Source organism: Burkholderia sp. KBS0801 (assembly GCF_005937855.2).
Lineage (GTDB): Bacteria > Pseudomonadota > Gammaproteobacteria > Burkholderiales > Burkholderiaceae > Burkholderia > Burkholderia ambifaria.
On record NZ_CP042177.1, the window covers coordinates 408,804 to 426,113 of the forward strand.

Genomic DNA, 17,310 nt, shown 5'->3' on the forward strand with positions numbered 1-17,310 from the left:
GGGTCCCCCGCTTGCCGGCGATCCCGACACTTGCGGCAGGCGCAACAATGCCCGATCGGTGCGTGTCGGCGGACACCCCCTTCAAAACGCGTTGTCGACACCACTTGAATCCCGGAGAGCCGCGTCCGGTCTAGCTTCGCGGTCGGCGCAGACGGTCGACGCCTGTCCGCTCAGTGCAAAACGAGTTGGAGATTTGGAGATAAACGCCTGAATCGGCCGCAGAGCCTTGTGAGGTAAGGCATCACGTGTCTCCAAACGATTTGGAGAACGCTGGAGATACTGGAGATAAACCAGCCCGGATTGTTACGGCTACGGCAAGATTCGCGGCAATCGCCGACCCTGTTCCGTCTGGCGCGTATCCGCCCAAAGTAACTTTGAAGTGCGGGCCAAAAATGCCGCGCAAAGGAATGCCCGCCACCACCCTACCGGACGGCGGCGGCGTCTTTCACAGCTCAAGCGTGAAGATGGACGGCAACACGCGATAGACCATGAACTTGCCGTGACCGGGGATGTACTCCTGCCGGTACGGATAGCCGTCGCTACGCGGCATCAGCACGCCCCGCTTCATCAGTGCCTTGGCGACGATCTTGTGATCGAAGCCGGCGCACACGTCCTTGCGAAACACGGCCGCTTCGATCAGGTATTCCGTCTCGACGCTTTCCGCATCGTCGGCGCTCATCTTGCCGCCGAACTCGGCGTAATACTCCCGATCGGATGCGATGGGCGTGCGGCGCTCGTCACGCTTCACGTGCTGCTTGAAACCCGCTCGATGCGGCACGTTCGGCCGATGGTCGTCCTGCGCCCGGTTCATCCACACGAAGCGGTTGTCGCCGTGTGCGGCGAGGAAGTGCTGTACCTGCCGCACGGCTTCCGCCTCGTCCGAGTTGCCGGTGCCGCCGCGCAGTTCGAGCCAGCCTTCGAAGCAGCGACGGGCGGCCTCGACCGCTTCGCCCCGCGGCCAGCCAGTCAGCCCGTGCGCCGTCGCCAGCTCGCCGGCCACCGCAACGAGGCAGAACCGTTTAGCCACGCGCGCGACCTGCGAATGCGATCCGTCCGGCACCCATTGCCCGACCAGCTCATCGACGCGCATGCGCAGATGCTCGGCCAGCTCGCCCGCCTGCGACGACACCCATTCGATGAACGCGGGGCCGGCCGTGCCGTAGTGCATGCCGGCGTGCCGCTCTAGATGCTCGATCAGCGCGGCCGGCGTCGGGAAGCCGTGCAGCTTCTCCACGACGCCCATTTCGCCCACCTCGGCCGGGATCGCGGGCAAGCGCACCTCGATACCGCCTTTCATCGGCTTGTTGCCCTCAGCCATCAGCGCGGACACGCTCTTTTCGCCGTTCGACAGGAACAGCAGCCGCCACGTGAGCACGGGCTTGGCCGAGCCACTACGAGACGCGCGGGCCTTGCCCGACTCGTTCGCGAGCATATAAATCACATCGCCGACCAAGCGCGGCTCGACCTGTCCGATTTCATCGAGGATCAGCAGCGCGTCGCTATGCTGCGTCGCGACCGCTTCGAGCGCGTTGTCGGTCGCCTTCCAGCTTCGCACATAATCCGGCGAGCCGAATACGGACGCGGCGATGACGCCGCCGGTCGACTTGCCCTTGGACGTCGTGCCGAGCAAGTGAAAGCCGCCCGACTGAAGCCCGGAGAAGTGCAGCAACGGACCAGCGAAGGCGGTAGCAACGCAGAACAGCAGCCGGCTATTGCCGACGCAGTAGGCCGCGACCTCGCGTTGCCAGTCGTCCAGCGTGCCGCGCTCCTTGAACTGGCTCTGGATCGGCGTATCAGCCTGATAGATCAGCGCCTCTTTGCCGGTACCGATGACGCGATCGGGCAGCACGAACGCGCCGTGATGCCAGCCGACGCGCGGCACGCAGCGCACGCGCTCGTCCGGCTGTGCCATCTGCACATAGTTCGCGATCTGCGTGCGGGCGATCTGCGTCACACCGAGCTTCACGCCCATATCGAGCAGCATGCGGCGCAGCTCCGTACCGTCGCCGGCAAAGAGGCCGGCCGGCACCGCCCATCGTTTCAGGATGCCGTCGCGGTCCGTGAATTCGAGCAGGTAGCCCCACTCGCTGTTCATCTCGTTCCGGGTCTCCGCAATCACATCGATCCGCGTGCTGACCCAATGCGGCGGCAGCGGATCGCCCTGATTGTTGAAGCCGTGAAACCACACGCCCTTGTCGTCGACGACGAACCGAGACTTGCCGTCCTGCGCGCGGGCCGTTTTGGGGCGTTTGGCGGGCTTCGCGGTGACTGGGGCGGCCTTGCCCTTGCCGGCATCTGCCGCGCCGGCCGTCGCGAGCGCAGCGCGCACGGCGGCGGCCACCGCGTCCGGGCCGAGGTGGACAGCCAGGTCGTTGAAGTCGGTGCCGGCTGCCGGGCGGTTCGGACCGAAGTCGGGCACGGCCACGATGCCGGCGACGGCCTCGGCCGCCGCGCGGGCCTTCGTCACGCCCGGATTGCCCTTCGTCGTGTGGTCGTCATCCGCGCATACGACGATGCGGACGTCCGGATACTGGCCGCGCAGCGCCGTTGCCACGGCGTGCAGGTTGCCTGCGTCGAACGCGACGGCGGCCGGATAGCCGGTCGCGGCCGCGAGCGTCGCGCACGTGGCGTAGCCCTCGCCGATCAGCAGCGTGGACGGCGCGGAAGATAGCGGGCCGCCGATCAGCGAGAAGCAGCCCGCCTTGCGGCCGTTCGGCAGATAGCGTTTCTGGCCGTCTGTCAGGACAAACTCCAGCGTCCACAGCTTGCCTTCCGCGTCACGCGCCGGGATGACGAGTGCGCCGTCGCATGCGGCCGTGCCGATGCACAAACCGCCGCGATAGACGCGCAGCGCGTCGACCGGGATGCGCTTGCGAATGAGGTACGGGTGATCGGCCGGCGCAGGCTCGGCCGCCGACCATATCGATTCAGCGAGCGCCGACGCGGCTTGCTGTTTCTCGGTCAGCTCGGCCAGCTCGGCCGCTTCGCGGGCCGCGCGCTCGGCCTTCTGCCGCTCGCGCTCCGCTGGTTCGACCGGCTTCGCTCGATGCGCGCGCGGATCGAAGCCGCCTTGTTTGGCGACGTGGAACAGCGTGTTGATGGTGATCTTGCCGCCCTTGAACGACTTCCACACGTCGCGCGTGTCTTTGGCGTTGTAGTTCTGCGCGCCTTGGCTCCATTCGTTCCAGAGCGCGAAGCCCTCTTCGCCAAACTCGGCCTTGAGCGCCATCCCCACCTGACTCCACGTGTCGCGGTCGTCAGGCGGGACATAGCCGAGCGCGACTCTCGCCCGCTCGAATTCGGATAGGGGTGCGTGACTCATAGGTTCCCACTGGACGCGCGTCGGTCGGCTTCCGATTAGTAGTCCATATCGGGAAAGCACCTACCCGACGCGCGAAGAATTGAAGATGCGATGCCTAACGGCGGACTGTCAGCCGGCCGCGCGAGGCACCGACAGAACCGCCCCGCCGGCCGTGACGTCGTTGCTGTAGACGTAGCGGCCGAGCCGCGACTCGCCGAGGGCGTCGTTGGCCGCCTCCAGCGCCGCGCCGATCGACGGCAGGGACGCGCGGAACAGGCTCAGCACAAGCCAGTAATCGTCATCGGACATGGCCTTGTCAGCCGCCCAATGCAGGCTGTCCAGCAGTTCCATCGCATCGCTGATCCGTGTGCCGACGCGGTTGTGATCGGGGCGATTCACCTCGGCCACGAAATGCGGCGCGAGCGGTTGCACGGCATTCTTGTTCGTCTTTGCCATGGCCGCCCCTCAGTGCGTTATGCGCGGTTCGCGCGTGACGAGGCCGAGCGCCGCGAACAGATGCTGCTGCACGCGCCCCATCAGGCCGGCCGCGAACGCTTGGCGGCTGATCGTCACGCGGTGCGCGTCGACGTCGCCCGAGTCCTGCATGGCGGCTTCCATGCCGCGCGCGAACGCGGCGGCTTGATGCGCTGCGTAGTCGTGCAGCCGCACATCGCCTTTCAGGTCGAGCCATGCGTCGGCGCAGATCGCGCCCAGGTCGACAGCGAATTGCAGCTCGATCGGTGCGCCCGTATCCAACGGCGGTGCGTTGTCGAATCCGTCGACAACCGCGGTTCGGATGCGCTGGTCAGTCATGGCACACCTCCGGCTGCGCAGTGCGGCGCATTTCGGCCGAATACCGGCTCGCAACGCTTTGCCCCATGTCGACGAGCGCCCGCTCGTAGGTGCCCTCCGCAAGATGCGAACGGACAGCATCGAACAGGGCTTCGAGCTGGGCGAACTGATGGGCCGCACACATGGCGATCATCGTGACTTCGTTCGGCAGGCGGAATTTAGACATGGCGCACCTCCAGAATCGATGCGAGGAGTTGCCGGACGTCGACCGTGCAATCCAGCTCCGCTTCGCCGCGAATCGGCGTGAGGTTCCAGTCATGGGCGGCTGCGTGCGTGAAGTCGCCAGACCGGCGACCGCAGACGCTACGCCCCGAGACGGGGCCGCCCAAGATCCGCACACGCCAATCGTGATCGGGCGTCGGGCGAGCCGATGCCACCTCGACCAGCATGCCGATACGCGAGCGAGCATCGCACTTCGTGACGATCGCCAGATCGCCAATCTTGCAGCGCAGGTCAGCCATGACGCACCTCCGCACGGACGAGCGCTGCGATTGCGGCCAGTGCCGCGCCGGTCGCGTCGAGCGCATCTTGATACGTGCTGGCGGTTGCCGCGTCGCGCAGTGCTGCGCGGACGATGGATTGAATAAGGTGGGATTGCTGCCCGGTACGGGCGTGCGACGACTGGCGCATTGGGTGCGACCTCCTTTTGCTGGGTTCGGAACCCGGCCCCCAACGCCAATTGGGGTGGCCGAGCACATGACGGAGTTGGCGTACCGGCGCAAAAGGAAACCGGCGTGCCCGAGGGCACCCCCGCCAAGGCCCGACCATTGAAGGCGCTTAGCGTGCGGACGTAAAAAAACCGCGCTGCGGCGGTTGTCCGCCTTTTGCATGTTCCGGACGCCAATCCGGGTCGCTGTTGTCTCAGCGACGTGCACAGGATACTGCGCGATGCTGGACGACGCAAATCGCGACGCCCCTCGCCGTGTATTGCCAGTGCAAAGCGACTTTGGGCGAGCATCAGGCGGCCTCCCCCTTGAGCACAGCGGTCGCCAGCTTGAGCTGTTCGATATCCAGTCGCGAGCTGCCCTGGGCCAGTGATTGGCCGAGCGCCACGCCCCGCAGCAGGGCGCTAACTTGCAAGCGGCGCGTCCTGTCCGTGCACTGCGCATCGATGTCGTTGTAAAGCGCGCGATAGGCTTTCCGCAGCTGTCGATACTGCCGACGACGATAGTTCTTCGAATCCTGTTCAGCAGCGGCGATCGCCTGGACGAACTTCTCGCAGGCGGTGCCAAGTTGCTTTGTCGTCAGACGCGGGGCTTCGAGCGCGAGCGTCGAGGCAAGCGTGACGGCGATCGCAACGAGCTTCCCGGCGTCGTCGCCACGGTTCCAGAAGCAGCCCTCGATGTCATCGAGGATTCCTGCGAGCTTGCGGAGTCGGGCGTCGCGGCAACGCACGAACACGGCGTCGCGGGCCGTGACGGCCGCGCCCATCGCCCGACCATACGGGCCGCCGCGATCGATCATAAGGGAGGGCGCGCTCATGCCTGCCCCCGTGTGGACTGACGGGATTCGAGCCATTGCTGGACGTCGGTCGCGCGCCAGCCGACGCTACGAGCACCTAACTGGACCGGTGCTGGAAACTTGCCTTCGCGAATCCAGCGATACAGCGTTGTTTTCTTGACGCCGACGCAATCCAGCACACCAATAAGTCGAAGAATCTTAAGAGCCATTTTCTGTTCAGAAATGGCCTGTTCCGCAAGAAGGAGGAAAGCGGCGGCAATAAACCACGCCGTACTATCAAAGTACGGGCACAATGAAGTTTGCGGAAGACGCACAAAGTAATCTTGCAAAGTTACTTTGCACGGCGCGCCGCGCGCGGTATCATTCGTCCTAACAAGAGCTATGCGTTTCCTAGGCGCGGTGGCTCTTGTCGTTCCTCCAATTATGGAACAGGCAGCCAAGCCAAAAAATCGCCGGCGGGATGTGTTGGTAGCACACCCCCGGCACCCTCTCGTCAGCGCGACGAAATATGCTCAACGACTGAGCATTCCCCGCCTTTTTTCCTTGCATCGCCCACAGATTCCTGCAGCCGTGTTCGATTAGGTGCTAACAAGTACTGCAATTATATCGAAAGGTCTGCCCCCAAAAAAGATTTGTCTCGGATTATCTAAGACCGCAATACATGGTGTCACTGTTCAGCCAGTGTCGGACATCGGATTCATCGTCAGACAGTCGCTCGAAAGGCCGTCCCATGTGCAGAAACGGCAGTCTCAATCGTACTGCCGCAGCGGTTGCGCACCTTGATCGGCTTAGAAGCTCGCTCGCGAACCGAGAAACGACCGCCGTCGGGCGAGCTTGATGGCCGGAACTAACTCGCAGCTGAAAAAGGAGGAATCGTCATGTCTCCATGAACAACAATTGAGGCTAGTTCGCAGCGGTCACCAACTTCCCAGTAGTGAAGATGATATTCATGACCCACATCCCTTCGCCAAGCCACCGCGTCACCGTCTCGCCGGCGACCACTATTGCCCCCCTCATTGAGGCGCAACAAATGGGTCTGTGGCAGGTTCATCTTCAAAACCGTCTCTGTGATCGAATCGATTATTGCCCGTGTCGCGGTCAAATCATTCTGAAGATGCAGTGACTCCATGCTTTCAAAAAAATGTGGACCCAAACGCCATTCTCTAGTAATTGCGTTGTTTTCGAGTGCCTTGCGTTCGATCGCAATCGACACGACCGCGGTCAGTTGGTCCGAATTTCGACATCGACTAGCCTCTACCGTCGTATCGATCTCATTTGGTAGTCGCGATATTCGACGTACAAAAGGGAAAAATTCTGCAAATTCCAAAGGATATTGAACTGCCGTTTTTCCATCAAATGATACCGCATCGCCCTGAGCAGCAATTCCTTCTACTTGCGTAATCGCTTCGACTTCAGGTGGATGGGCGGCAAAATCACCAAAGATCAAAAGCTGCTGAGAGCTGAGCCAACCAGATGTCTTCGCCACGGCCGCGCGACCCATTTCAGAATGCTGTGCCGCCCGGATATCTTCATTTTCCAGATCGTTAAGCGATGGATTTATTGATATTTTTGAATATCGAATAGTTCCTTCGATTGGAATTTGCGAGAATGGCATTTTATTATATATAACATCGTATATCTTATTTACGTCTTTCGGCTGATATATTTCAGCCAGTCCTGTTTCGGTCAGAATGTGAGCTAAATCGTTGAAGGCTGGGTACAGGCCAGAATCAAAAAGTGAATCGGCAAGCGTTGGCGAGCTGTAGAACGCGTAAAGCTCTGACTTTATATTATCTCTCAAAAAAACGAGGTCTTCGATGTAGTGCTCCATATCGACCATATCACTCGCATTTTGCACTCCAAGCGGGCACGCAAGAGAGGAAACGTCAATGTAAATATTTATGGTCATTTTAATTATTATTCAAGTTTTTATTTCTCTTTCGCTTAATCATCGCGGCGCGAATGGTCTCGGCCGCAAGCTCTTCGCTTTCGTCAAAAAAACCATCCGGCCAATTAGATATGGCGCCATACTCATTGAAGCGCAGTGGCTCATAAACCGAACCGTCTGCGTGTTTCTCTACGAAATAAACGGTAGTCAATTTCGACACCTCGTCGTCTTTTGCGAGAGCTGCAAGATAACGTAGTTCGTTGATGAGATATTCGCTATGAGTCTCAATAATGCATTGCTTGCCCAAGACGGAGACAGAAAGGAAGAAATCCGCCAGCCTCGTTTGAACTTTCGGATGCAGGTGCAATTCTGGCTGTTCAAAGATGAGGCAGGCACCAGGCTCAACTAAGAGAGCTTGTACCAAGATGGGTAGAACTTGACTAACTCCGACGCCGACGTGTGTGAGATCGTGTAAGCCTCGTGAATTATTGGTCAAGACCCGCAACTCGTGGCCCAACTTGCCTTGGTCTCGCGTATCTACCCGTCGCGCTACTCCCATGTAATCGAGCCAGTCTGAAACCGCAGCCAGTAGTGTTGCCTTAACCGGCAGGACGGAGCCGGGTGCCGTCTTAATCAATTTGCTGGGGATGTAATAGATCTCCGTATCCTTGTGAAGATCTAGCACCGCCGCTGTCGACTCCCCTTTTGTGCCCACGTCTTGTGAGTCGATTGAGCCACCATAAGGATAAATCGGCTTTGGTTCATCCCTCAACGGACCAAGATACCGAATTCTTTCGGAAAAGAATGAATGCACGTAGTTTGCGGAAAAATCAAGATTTTCCGGTAACGGTCCGCTTCCTATCCGCCGATCCTCTCTCTGACCACGTTTAAGTGCCTCAAAAAGTTTGCTTTTGAATGAAGGTTCACTGAAAGCCGCAATGAAATTTTGACGGTAGGAAGACGGTATTTCAGAAAAAAATCCGGCAACTTGTTTCGCGGAAAAGTTATTTTTGAGCTGAGAGAGACTTTTCGCGGTTCTCTGTTTAAGGAAAGTGCTTATACCCTCTCGACTATTTAGTCGCTCGGTATGTTCCGTGAGGACGCCCAAAATAAGGCCGCACGCTTCAGGATTTGAATACAAGAAATCCCCTGCGTCGTACGCCATATAGTGACCGGAAGCCGTCGTCAACGTCTGATAGACAGCATTGCACCGAGCGCTAAGTGCGTCGTACGTGAAGGTCATTGCCCTTGGCAAAAAGTGCTGAAGGTGTGCTCCTAGCGTTATTGGACTTTGAACGGGAGCCCACCTCGGAGTGTAGGAACTTGGCTTTTCGACCTCGAACGCGAAGGATGCTCTTTCCGGCTGCGAGATAGTTCCCGGTTCGATTCTTTCTCGCTTAAATAGTTCGTCAACTTCAATAGGGCGGCGTCTTAGGACCAGTTGATCGTCCGTGTCCACGTCGAACTGTTCGCGCGGCATATAACTCAATGTGATTCTTTCCAGTTCCGGTTGCAACTGAGCAGCCCCAGAAGCGCCGGCACCACCGGAAAAGCGCATCTCAAAATGAATGCATTGAGTCCGAGTGAGTTGATCCTCTGAAAAGAATATGTTTCTTCTATTTTGACTGTAATTAAGTTCGTCGTGCTTCGGCTGCATATCAAAGCCGATGGTAATATATTTGCTTTCGCCGGCAGAGTCCGGTGCGGTATTCGCTGAAAAAATATCGCCAAATGTTCCTAGGCGGATGATTGCCCCGTTCAAAACGATCGATCTCCGATATACGTTGCTCTGAACGGTTTGCGCAAGTAGTAATATGCTTTGCAGAAGTGTGCTCTTTCCAGAGCTATTGGATCCTGCAAAAACAGTCAATGGAGATAACTCGACGGATGTCCTCTTGCCGATTGATTTAAAATTTTCGAGATACAGTTTTGTTAACATTTATTTAAGTCTCTCTCAGAACGGGGCGCGACGGAAATCGCAAGTATCCGTATCTACATCGTCGGCGAAGTATATGTCATTCGATCGCTTAGGAACACGTCAAGTAGGCTGCATCGACGCGCTCGCGGTAGATCCGCGGGTCAGAATTCCGGGCGGTGACGTCGCACGAATGACCGTTGTGTTGAGTAGCGGCCCTTTGGGTTGAAGCCCGGGCGAACGGCTCTTGTGGGTCGAGGCTGTGTGAAAACTCAAAACTTCTAGGTTTACCGGTGTCGCTTTACTCTTCCCGAACCGCTTCCAAGCCAATACACGCCGATCCGACGAGTCGAGTCCGTAGACTGGAGCATTCGGCCATAGCCTCGGTTGGTTGTTGTCGTTCGAATAGTGGCACCTTCCTGTCTGTGCCAGCGACCTACCAGAAAGCAATCGGCCTCCAATCAAATGAGCATGTCCAAAACCGATCCCTTGCGGACATGGGGGCTTAGCCATGTCCGAAAATAAGGCTTTCATATTTACGGACATTCGGTATGATTCGGACATCCTTTTCGAACATATTGAGAGTGCAGCATGTCCCGGACCTTCGCATACGCCCGCGTCAGCACGACCGACCAAACTGCAGCTAACCAACTCCGCGAGATTGAGGCGGCCGGCTTTGCGGTCGACAAGCGTCGGGTGGTTACGGAGAGCATTTCCGGTAGCGTCAGCGCGCAACAGCGCCCGGGGTTCGCCGAGTTGCTTCTCAAGATGGAAGAGGGGGATGTGTTGATCGTAACCAAGCTGGATCGACTCGGTCGGAACGCGATGGACGTGCGCGAGACGGTTGAAGTGTTGGCTGATCGCGGTATTCGGATTCACTGCCTTGCACTGGGCGGCGTTGACCTGACAAGCGCGGCCGGTCGTATGACGATGCAGGTCTTAAACGCTGTTGCGGAGTTTGAACGCGATTTGTTGATCGAGCGAACGCAGGCCGGCATCGCGCGAGCAAAGGCGGAGGGTAAGGCGATGGGCCGCCCGTCTGCGCTGACCAAGCAACAACGGGGCGAAGTGCGCCACCAATTGAGTCAAGGGGCGAGCGTGGCGAGTCTCGCGAAGTGTTATGGCACAAGCCGTCAGACGATCATGCGGGTGCGCGACGCGGCATAACGCGTAATCGAGCAAAGACTGTTTTGCGTGCCGCTTCCTCCATGCGCCTGTCTATATCGACGATGGCCCTGCTCACCAGTTGACGCCGTGATACATTTTCGTTAGCCATATTCACCGGAGTAGGCCAAATGACTTATCGCTGGGTGTCTTTGCTTGAGCCGGTCAACATCACATCGCCGACCAGCTTGTCGTTTCAGGGCAAGACGATTGACTACGTTGATCCAGCGACATCGGAAATCAAGAATGATGGCGCGGCCATTGGAGTTGCGCTGTCCGACGCAAGTTTTAGCGGTGGCACAATCAAAGCGACCTTCAACTTCACCCCTCAGGTGCCTAAGTGTGGTGCCGGGGTGATCATCGGCGCAAACGCGATGACCGGCGCGCACCTAACCGCAGTACTCGGGCTGTGGGGGCTTTGCAGTCTTCGAACTTGGACGGGTAGCGCAATGCCGGGAGCCGGTCTTTCGCCCGGCCGGTGGGTAGAACATGCGACCGTAGGCGCTCCGCAAAACTTGCTGCCGGAGCACCACTATGAGCTAGAGGTAGAAATGCTCGGCTCATTCATCAAAGTCCGGGTGGACGGCGTACCGGTGATCAACTTTGATGTGCAAGAGTCCCTGACTGCTCTGCGTCCTGGCGTTTGGTTCATGTCGCAAGGGAATGTCGATGTCACCGATTTCGCAGTGAAGTCGCGCCTGCCGTCGGCCTTTGTCGTCATGGAGTTTTCGCAAGCGTTCAACGACTTGTATGCGCACGTTATCAAACCAGTCTGCGCAAGTCTCAATGTCTCGCCGGTACGCGCTGATGAGCGCCACGGTCCCGGCATTATTCTCGCCGACATCGAGCGACAGATCCGAGAATCCAATGTGATCATTGCCGAGATAACCCCGACCAACGCGAATGTGTTCTATGAGGTTGGCTACTCGCATGCACTCAAGAAGCCGACTATTTTGCTTGCGCAACGGGGCACAAAGTTACCTTTCGACGTGTCGGGATTCAGGACGATCTTCTACGACAATACGATTGAAGGTAAGGAGCAAGTTGAGGCGGGTTTGAAGAAGCACTTGATCGAGGTGTTCAGCAGAATCGGATAGGTGTGCGTTGAAGCAGTCCAACGTTTCCTAGCCGTCATGATGCTTCGTGTCAGGAGGATCGATCGGTGTCGCCTCGACCACGGCGGTGAATGCAGTGATCCAATCGTACAGAAGGCAATCGTTTATCGCGGCTTGCGTCCGTACGGAAAGCCAGTAGCGCCCCGCCGGGCAGGTGGTGGCGGGGGGAGAGTTTTTGCGCGCAGCGTTCCAGAGCGCGGGGCAACTGTCGAAGGAGCGAGCCGCAGTGCCTTGTCCCGGCGTGTATCTCCAAACTTATCTCCAAGAAAAGAGGGTTTTTGGAGACATACTTGGAGATAGTCGGAGCCTTGCCAGTCGCGGCAGACAGGCAGAAATGAGCGCTTGTCTCCAAATCTCCAACAAAAATTCGTTCCGGCGGCGTACGGAGTGCATGCTTCCTTGGCGGTGCCTCATGGAAAGACGAAAGGAAATTCCGCGAAGCAGCCATCGCGCAATTTTTGCGATAGCTGTTCAGCGTGCTCCAGCTCACCCTCTTCGTGCGTGGCGAGATCCAAGTAATAGTTCGCGCCGTCGTGTTTCGCGTAGATGATCCAATCGCCAGTTAGCCCCCTTTGGGCTCGTTCCTCGAACCCGCCGACTACGAGGCGGTGCGTGAGGTAGGCTTGCCACAGTTCGGGATCTTCGCCGTACGTCTCCGCAACTTCGCGCAGCATCCGATCTAGATCTCTGTTCCCGCCGTCGGCGAGATTCCAGCGAATTCCAATATTTTGGACAAGGTGCCGGGCCGAGCTGAAGTGCTTATGCCAAAAGGGTTGGAGGTGAGGTCCCTTGAATCGTGATTCACGCTTTGTTTTGGATGTCGGGCGGATGCCTTCGAGATAGTCGAGTTCGTCCAACACGGCGAACGGGTCGAAGTACCGATCGCTCTTATCCAGGAGCCGGACAGCGAGGGCGATACTGATGCGCGGCGCGTATGGTCGTTCGCGTACTGCCGTCGTCTTGAGTTTGGCGATCTCGTCCGGGGTCAAACTGACCATCGTTCCTGAATTTTCCACTGTCGGCGTGTGCATGACCTTGACGCCTGAAGCATACACATTTGCTCCGTGAGGTCGCTCTCGCAGCTCTATCGATGTATGGGGGTACGTTTGGGGGGTGTATCGGATATTTGTCTGATACGATTTCTATTTGAATCAGATGGTTAAGGCGTAAATACCATTCCTGCAGCCGCACCAAATCCGAAAAAGGGGTTACGGAATTTTCCGTAACCCTTTTTTCTTTTTGGGCGCAATCCAATCTCCATCTGCCATGTCGCGCTGATGGCCGAGCCTCCCGCGCGCGAGCGCCTCAGCCTGGCGCTGCCTCCACCGCCGTCGACGTCCGTCTATCACTCCAGCTGTACGGTCCGCGAAGCGCTCCCGTCCCCGATTCGTCTATACTTCAGACGAATTTTCTACAGGCCGCTCGCAAGTCGGCAAATTTTCCATACCAACCAGGGCAGGCGACGCGCGAGGCCGCGTCCGGGGACCATCAGTTTCGATAAAACGAAGTGAAAAGGCGAGAATTCATCCTCGCAGCGGCGCTCACGCCGCTGCTCGGCGCGTGCAGCCGCGATCTTGCTGCCAAGCGGTTTCAGCCGCGATCAATTGCCGTTGGCCCTACGCCAAACGACGGTGACAAGCACACATTTGCTTTCGGGGAAGACGGCATCACGTTCTTGCTCGACGGTAAGCCATATCAGATTCGCAGTGGTGAAATGCATCCGCCGCGCATCCCGCGCGACTACTGGCGTCACCGTATTCAAATGGCGAAGGCTATGGGGATGAACACCATCGCCGTCTACGTCATGTGGAATTTTCACGAAACGAGCGAAGGCACATTCGAGTTCGACACTGACGAGCAAGACGTCGAGGCGTTCATTCGCCTCTGCCAGGATGAAGGCATGTGGGTATTGCTGCGCCCAGGCCCGTATATCTGCGGCGAATGGGATTTGGGTGGCTTACCGGCGTATCTGCTTGCGCACGACGACATCCAATTGCGCGTCAGTTCGCAGCGCGATCGACGATACATGGACGCGGCGAAGCGATATATCGCCGAGTTGGTGCCGCGCATCAAACCGTTGATGTCGGAAAACGGCGGCCCAATCCTCATGCTTCAAATCGAAAACGAGTATGCGACGTACGGCAACGACGTCGCGTATCTAGAAGAAATCCGCGACGCATGGGTGCAGGGCGGGATACCCGGCCCATTCTTTACCGACGATGGGGTTAAGCAACTCCAGGAAAGCCGGACAGCGCTTGAAGGCTGCGCAATCGCACTCAGTGGGCCGAAGGCACACGATGTCGCAAAAATCTGCGAAACGTTTCCCGGGTCGACCGTCATGGGCGGCGAACTCTACCCCGGCTTCTTTACGCATTGGGGTGACCGCGAATTCCAAGGCGCAAAGTCCGACATCTCGCGCGAGCTCACGGACTTCATGCGCTATGGCATCTCGTTCAGCATCTACGTGATCCACGGCGGCACGAACTTCGGCTATTCCGCCGGCGCAAACCTCGACTCAAAAACCGGTGAGTATCAACCGGACATCACCAGCTACGACTACAACGCGCCGATCGACGAGCAAGGACGAGCCACCGAGAGTTTCTCGAAATACAGGACCATAATTCAGGCACGTCTCGATACACCGCTCCCCGATGTGCCGGCCGCTCCACCAGCACTTGATCTGTCCGGCGACTACGCGCTGCGTCCGTATCTGCATTCGTCGGTATGGGACAACCTGCCGTCGCCGATCGTCGCGGGCGATGACGCACCGCTCAAGTCGATGGAGCACCACCGCCAGGCGTCGGGCTTCATCCTGTATCGCAAGGCCGACATGCCGGGCATCAGCGGCGCACTGACACTCCGCGACGTGCACGATTACGCAACGGTCTTCGCCGACGGATCGTATATCGGCGGAGTCAGTCGAGCGAAAATGCCTCGTTACTTGGCGGAAGCGTTGCGCGTTGTGACGAATGAGGACCGGCTGCCTATCGCGAGCGGATCGCCTACGCTCGACGTGCTTGTCGAAGCCATGGGGCGCGTGAACTATGGTGACGACATGATTGATCGAAAAGGGATAACAGACGCCGCATACCTCGATGGAACGGAACTCCGTGGATGGCATACATACTGCCTTCCCATGAGTCCCGAGTATGTCGCGGCACTGCGACCGATCTGCACTGATCCACGTCGCCCCGGCTTGTTCTTCAAGGCATCAATGATGCTCAACGAAGTAGGCGACACGTTCCTCGACATGCGCCAATGGATCAAGGGCGTTGTATGGGTCAACGGTCGAAACATTGGCCGTTACTGGAACGTTGGTCCGCAGTTTAGACTCTTCTGTCCCGCCCCATGGCTTCGCAAGGGTTACAACGAAGTGACGATCTTCGATTTGCACCAAGTTGACCCAATGCCGATCGATCTCCGCTCGACCGCCACTTAACCTTCATTGGCCGGCCGGCGTCTCATCGGGAGGAGCCGGCCAAGTCACCTTGAACGGGAAAACCCTCCTGCTCCGGGACGTTTCTTAGGGCCTCACGATACGTGGCCCATGCAACCGCGTGTGCCTTGATAGCGTCGGGAGCGTCAGGCGGCGCGATGGTTTGCTGTCCGTGCTGCGCAGGGCCATGTCCCGAAACAGCCGAACGTGTTCCGCGCGAATGGATTCCTCGTTGGCACGGAAGAATGCTTCGACGTCCGCATCATCCGGCTGTGCGACCGAGTCGCTCGCCCAATACGCAATAAATGGCGGGCCGTTTCTTACCCCGCATTTATGCGTGGCCTACCCCTGAAAAAAATAGCTCCATCAATTACTTACAGCAATAACGAAAGTGCCGAACCGAGAAGATGTACGCGTTTCGATTCCGGCGGATGGAATCGAAAGCCGAATTAATGAGATGTGCCGCCAGATCGGCGGGCGTGGCGCGGCGGCCGTCACGGTCAACATGGCTAAGCCACCGTCGGACTTCGCCATCATCGGGCGCGTGGTCTGGTTTGGCAGGCAGATATAGGCGGTGTGGATAACTTCCGTTTCCCGCTTATTCCGGTGTCAAAATCTTCACGAAATCCGCGCATTTCGCGGTCATTTCTCGCAGAACCTTTCGCGCGTCGCCGCGTTCGCTGAAATCGCCCAACGCCTTGTGACGGGTGTTCGCGCCGATTTCGAGCATGGGTCCTCGCCGTGCCAAATCGAGCATCTCCCCACAGCGCTGCAATTCCGCCGGGCAGAGCGCACCTCACTCCGTCCCCTTCCCCTGTCACGCCCGCGTCACGTTGCGCCCCTAACGTTGCACATTCCCGTCGCGGCACCATCGTCGCGATCCGGGCGTGCGCACCCCGCACGCGACGCCGTGCCCGCGTCGCGCAAGCGGCCAACCGGGATCTCGCTCCCGACAGCGCACCGACCATTTACCGCGCCATTCCATTCGAAAACACGATCGACGCCGATTGAGTTGAATCGCGGACGATCAGGAGACACGGACCATGCTGAGTCCACATGAATTTTCGATGCTGCTGCGCATTGCTCGCGCGCCGGACAGCGTCGACCCGTCGAACCCGGCTTTCGCCGTGCTCGTCGAAAAGCGGCTCGTCGACAATACGCAGGGACGCGTGAATGCGGTGGCTGCACGCCCGGCGCTGACGCCGATCGGACAGCTGCTGCTCGCGCGCTTCGACGAAGCTGCGTGAGGGCAAACGAACAGACCCGCGGAAGAGCGTCACGCCTTCGCCGCAGCGAAGGACGTGACGCGTTGAAAGCGCGGCGAACCGCTTACTGCGCGAGCGGCACCGTCACGTCGCTGCCGAACCAGTGCATCGAGATCTTCTTCAACGTGCCGTCCTTGCGCAGCGAATCCAGCGCATCGTTGATCGCCTTCTCGAACTTCGGATTGCCCTTGCGGAACGGAATCGCCATCTCCTGCTTGCCGCCGTTCAGCACCGCGCCCGAGCGCAGCGGCAGGTTCGACGTCTTGATCATGTACGGCAGCATCAGGCGGTCGTCGAGCGTCGCCTCGATCCGGCCCGCGGCGAGGTCGCGCAGCTTTTCCGGCGCACCCGGATACGTCTGCACCTCGATGCCCGGCACGCTGCGCGCCATCTGGTCGTAGTTGGTGCCGAGCGTCACGCCGAGCTTCTTGCCCTTGAAATCCTCGAGCGACTTGAAGTTGCGCGTGTCGTCCTTGCGCTGGATCAGCTGAGCGGCCGAATATGTGTACGGCTGGCTGAAGTCGAGCACTTCCTTGCGCTGCGGCGTGATCGTGACCTGGTTGACGATCACGTCGAACTTGCCGGCCTGCAGCCCCGCGATGATCCCGCTCCATTCGGTCGGGATGAACTGCGTCTTCACGCCGAGCTTGCCGGCGACCGCATTCGCGACGTCGACGTCGAAACCCTCGAGCTGACCCGAGGTGCCGCGCGAGTTGAACGGCGGATACGTGCCTTCGAGCCCGACGCGCAGCACGCCGGCTTTCTTCACCGAGTCGAGCAGGTCTTCCGCGTGCGCGGCGACGGCCGTGAAACCGAGAGCCGACGCGAGCAGCAGCCCCGACAGCAGAAACTTCGAACGTTTCATCGCAGATCTCCAGTGTTCAGTGTGGTAATGGTGCGCCGGGCATCGAGC

At 58.8% G+C, this 17,310-nt stretch carries 18 protein-coding genes; 4 read left to right on the forward strand and 14 right to left on the reverse strand.

From position 1 onward, the window contains the following. Nucleotides 1-445 precede the first annotated feature (445 nt). The 10 genes from FFI87_RS02020 to FFI87_RS02065 all read right to left on the reverse strand — a co-directional run bounded on the left by FFI87_RS02020 (nucleotide 446) and on the right by FFI87_RS02065 (nucleotide 9,441). Nucleotides 446-3,322: a DUF927 domain-containing protein gene (locus tag FFI87_RS02020; RefSeq protein WP_138848338.1), complete on the reverse strand. Its 2,877-nt coding sequence runs from the start codon at nucleotides 3,320-3,322 to the stop codon at nucleotides 446-448. A 108-nt stretch (nucleotides 3,323-3,430) separates the two neighbouring features. Beyond that, a complete protein-coding gene (locus FFI87_RS02025) occupies nucleotides 3,431-3,757 on the reverse strand; it encodes a hypothetical protein (RefSeq protein WP_138848337.1) in 327 nt (108 codons plus the stop codon). 9 nt (nucleotides 3,758-3,766) lie between these two features. After that, a complete protein-coding gene (locus FFI87_RS02030; protein ID WP_138848336.1) occupies nucleotides 3,767-4,114 on the reverse strand; it encodes a hypothetical protein in 348 nt (115 codons plus the stop codon). After that, nucleotides 4,107-4,319 (reverse strand): hypothetical protein, encoded by a 213-nt coding sequence (locus FFI87_RS02035; protein ID WP_004522499.1) that lies wholly within the window; start codon nucleotides 4,317-4,319, stop codon nucleotides 4,107-4,109. The genes FFI87_RS02030 and FFI87_RS02035 overlap by 8 nt, the downstream gene beginning before the upstream one ends. Beyond that, nucleotides 4,312-4,614, reverse strand: coding sequence for a hypothetical protein (locus FFI87_RS02040; RefSeq protein WP_138848515.1), 303 nt, complete (start codon nucleotides 4,612-4,614; stop codon nucleotides 4,312-4,314). Before FFI87_RS02040 ends, FFI87_RS02035 begins: the two co-directional genes overlap by 8 nt. Beyond that, the gene (locus tag FFI87_RS02045) at nucleotides 4,607-4,783 is read right to left on the reverse strand and encodes a hypothetical protein (protein WP_122652590.1); all 177 of its coding nucleotides are present in this window, start codon (nucleotides 4,781-4,783) and stop codon (nucleotides 4,607-4,609) included. The genes FFI87_RS02040 and FFI87_RS02045 overlap by 8 nt, the downstream gene beginning before the upstream one ends. Nucleotides 4,784-5,110: 327 nt before the next feature. Beyond that, nucleotides 5,111-5,635 (reverse strand): hypothetical protein, encoded by a 525-nt coding sequence (locus FFI87_RS02050; protein ID WP_138848335.1) that lies wholly within the window; start codon nucleotides 5,633-5,635, stop codon nucleotides 5,111-5,113. Beyond that, nucleotides 5,632-5,943, reverse strand: a complete 312-nt coding sequence (locus FFI87_RS34750; RefSeq protein WP_261378491.1) for a helix-turn-helix transcriptional regulator — start codon at nucleotides 5,941-5,943, stop codon at nucleotides 5,632-5,634. The genes FFI87_RS02050 and FFI87_RS34750 overlap by 4 nt, the downstream gene beginning before the upstream one ends. Before the next feature lie 518 nt (nucleotides 5,944-6,461). Continuing rightward, the gene (locus FFI87_RS02060) at nucleotides 6,462-7,523 is read right to left on the reverse strand and encodes a hypothetical protein (protein WP_138848334.1); all 1,062 of its coding nucleotides are present in this window, start codon (nucleotides 7,521-7,523) and stop codon (nucleotides 6,462-6,464) included. A 1-nt stretch (nucleotide 7,524) separates the two neighbouring features. Further along, the gene (locus FFI87_RS02065) at nucleotides 7,525-9,441 is read right to left on the reverse strand and encodes an AAA family ATPase (protein WP_138848333.1); all 1,917 of its coding nucleotides are present in this window, start codon (nucleotides 9,439-9,441) and stop codon (nucleotides 7,525-7,527) included. Nucleotides 9,442-10,008: 567 nt separating this feature from the next. On the opposite strand from FFI87_RS02065, the gene FFI87_RS02070 reads away from it, so the two are divergent. Both FFI87_RS02070 and FFI87_RS02075 read left to right on the forward strand, forming a co-directional pair. After that, complete coding sequence (locus tag FFI87_RS02070) at nucleotides 10,009-10,584, forward strand: recombinase family protein (RefSeq protein ID WP_138848332.1); 576 nt, start codon at nucleotides 10,009-10,011, stop codon at nucleotides 10,582-10,584. 128 nt (nucleotides 10,585-10,712) lie between these two features. Continuing rightward, complete coding sequence (locus tag FFI87_RS02075; protein ID WP_138848331.1) at nucleotides 10,713-11,678, forward strand: hypothetical protein; 966 nt, start codon at nucleotides 10,713-10,715, stop codon at nucleotides 11,676-11,678. Nucleotides 11,679-12,106: 428 nt separating this feature from the next. Here FFI87_RS02075 and FFI87_RS02080 read toward each other — a convergent pair whose 3' ends face one another. Beyond that, on the reverse strand, nucleotides 12,107-12,727 hold the full coding sequence (locus tag FFI87_RS02080; protein ID WP_138848330.1) for a hypothetical protein: 621 nt from the start codon (nucleotides 12,725-12,727) through the stop codon (nucleotides 12,107-12,109). Between the two features lie 476 nt (nucleotides 12,728-13,203). Between FFI87_RS02080 and FFI87_RS02085 the strand changes: the two genes are divergently transcribed. Further along, nucleotides 13,204-15,135 carry a beta-galactosidase gene (locus tag FFI87_RS02085; RefSeq protein ID WP_138848329.1) on the forward strand — a complete coding sequence of 644 codons (1,932 nt, stop codon included), beginning with the start codon at nucleotides 13,204-13,206 and terminating at the stop codon, nucleotides 15,133-15,135. A gap of 22 nt (nucleotides 15,136-15,157) precedes the next feature. On the opposite strand, the gene FFI87_RS35200 is transcribed toward FFI87_RS02085, so the two are convergent. Further along, entirely contained in the window at nucleotides 15,158-15,379 is a 222-nt protein-coding gene (locus FFI87_RS35200) for a phage tail assembly chaperone (RefSeq protein ID WP_315852893.1), read from the reverse strand. A gap of 351 nt (nucleotides 15,380-15,730) precedes the next feature. Beyond that, on the reverse strand, nucleotides 15,731-15,862 hold the full coding sequence (locus tag FFI87_RS34760; RefSeq protein WP_261378492.1) for a hypothetical protein: 132 nt from the start codon (nucleotides 15,860-15,862) through the stop codon (nucleotides 15,731-15,733). A gap of 313 nt (nucleotides 15,863-16,175) precedes the next feature. Between FFI87_RS34760 and FFI87_RS02095 the strand changes: the two genes are divergently transcribed. Further along, on the forward strand, nucleotides 16,176-16,379 hold the full coding sequence (locus FFI87_RS02095) for a hypothetical protein (protein WP_138848328.1): 204 nt from the start codon (nucleotides 16,176-16,178) through the stop codon (nucleotides 16,377-16,379). An 82-nt stretch (nucleotides 16,380-16,461) separates the two neighbouring features. On the opposite strand, the gene FFI87_RS02100 is transcribed toward FFI87_RS02095, so the two are convergent. Next, nucleotides 16,462-17,262 carry a cystine ABC transporter substrate-binding protein gene (locus FFI87_RS02100; RefSeq protein WP_006751250.1) on the reverse strand — a complete coding sequence of 267 codons (801 nt, stop codon included), beginning with the start codon at nucleotides 17,260-17,262 and terminating at the stop codon, nucleotides 16,462-16,464. Nucleotides 17,263-17,310: the final 48 nt, after the last annotated feature.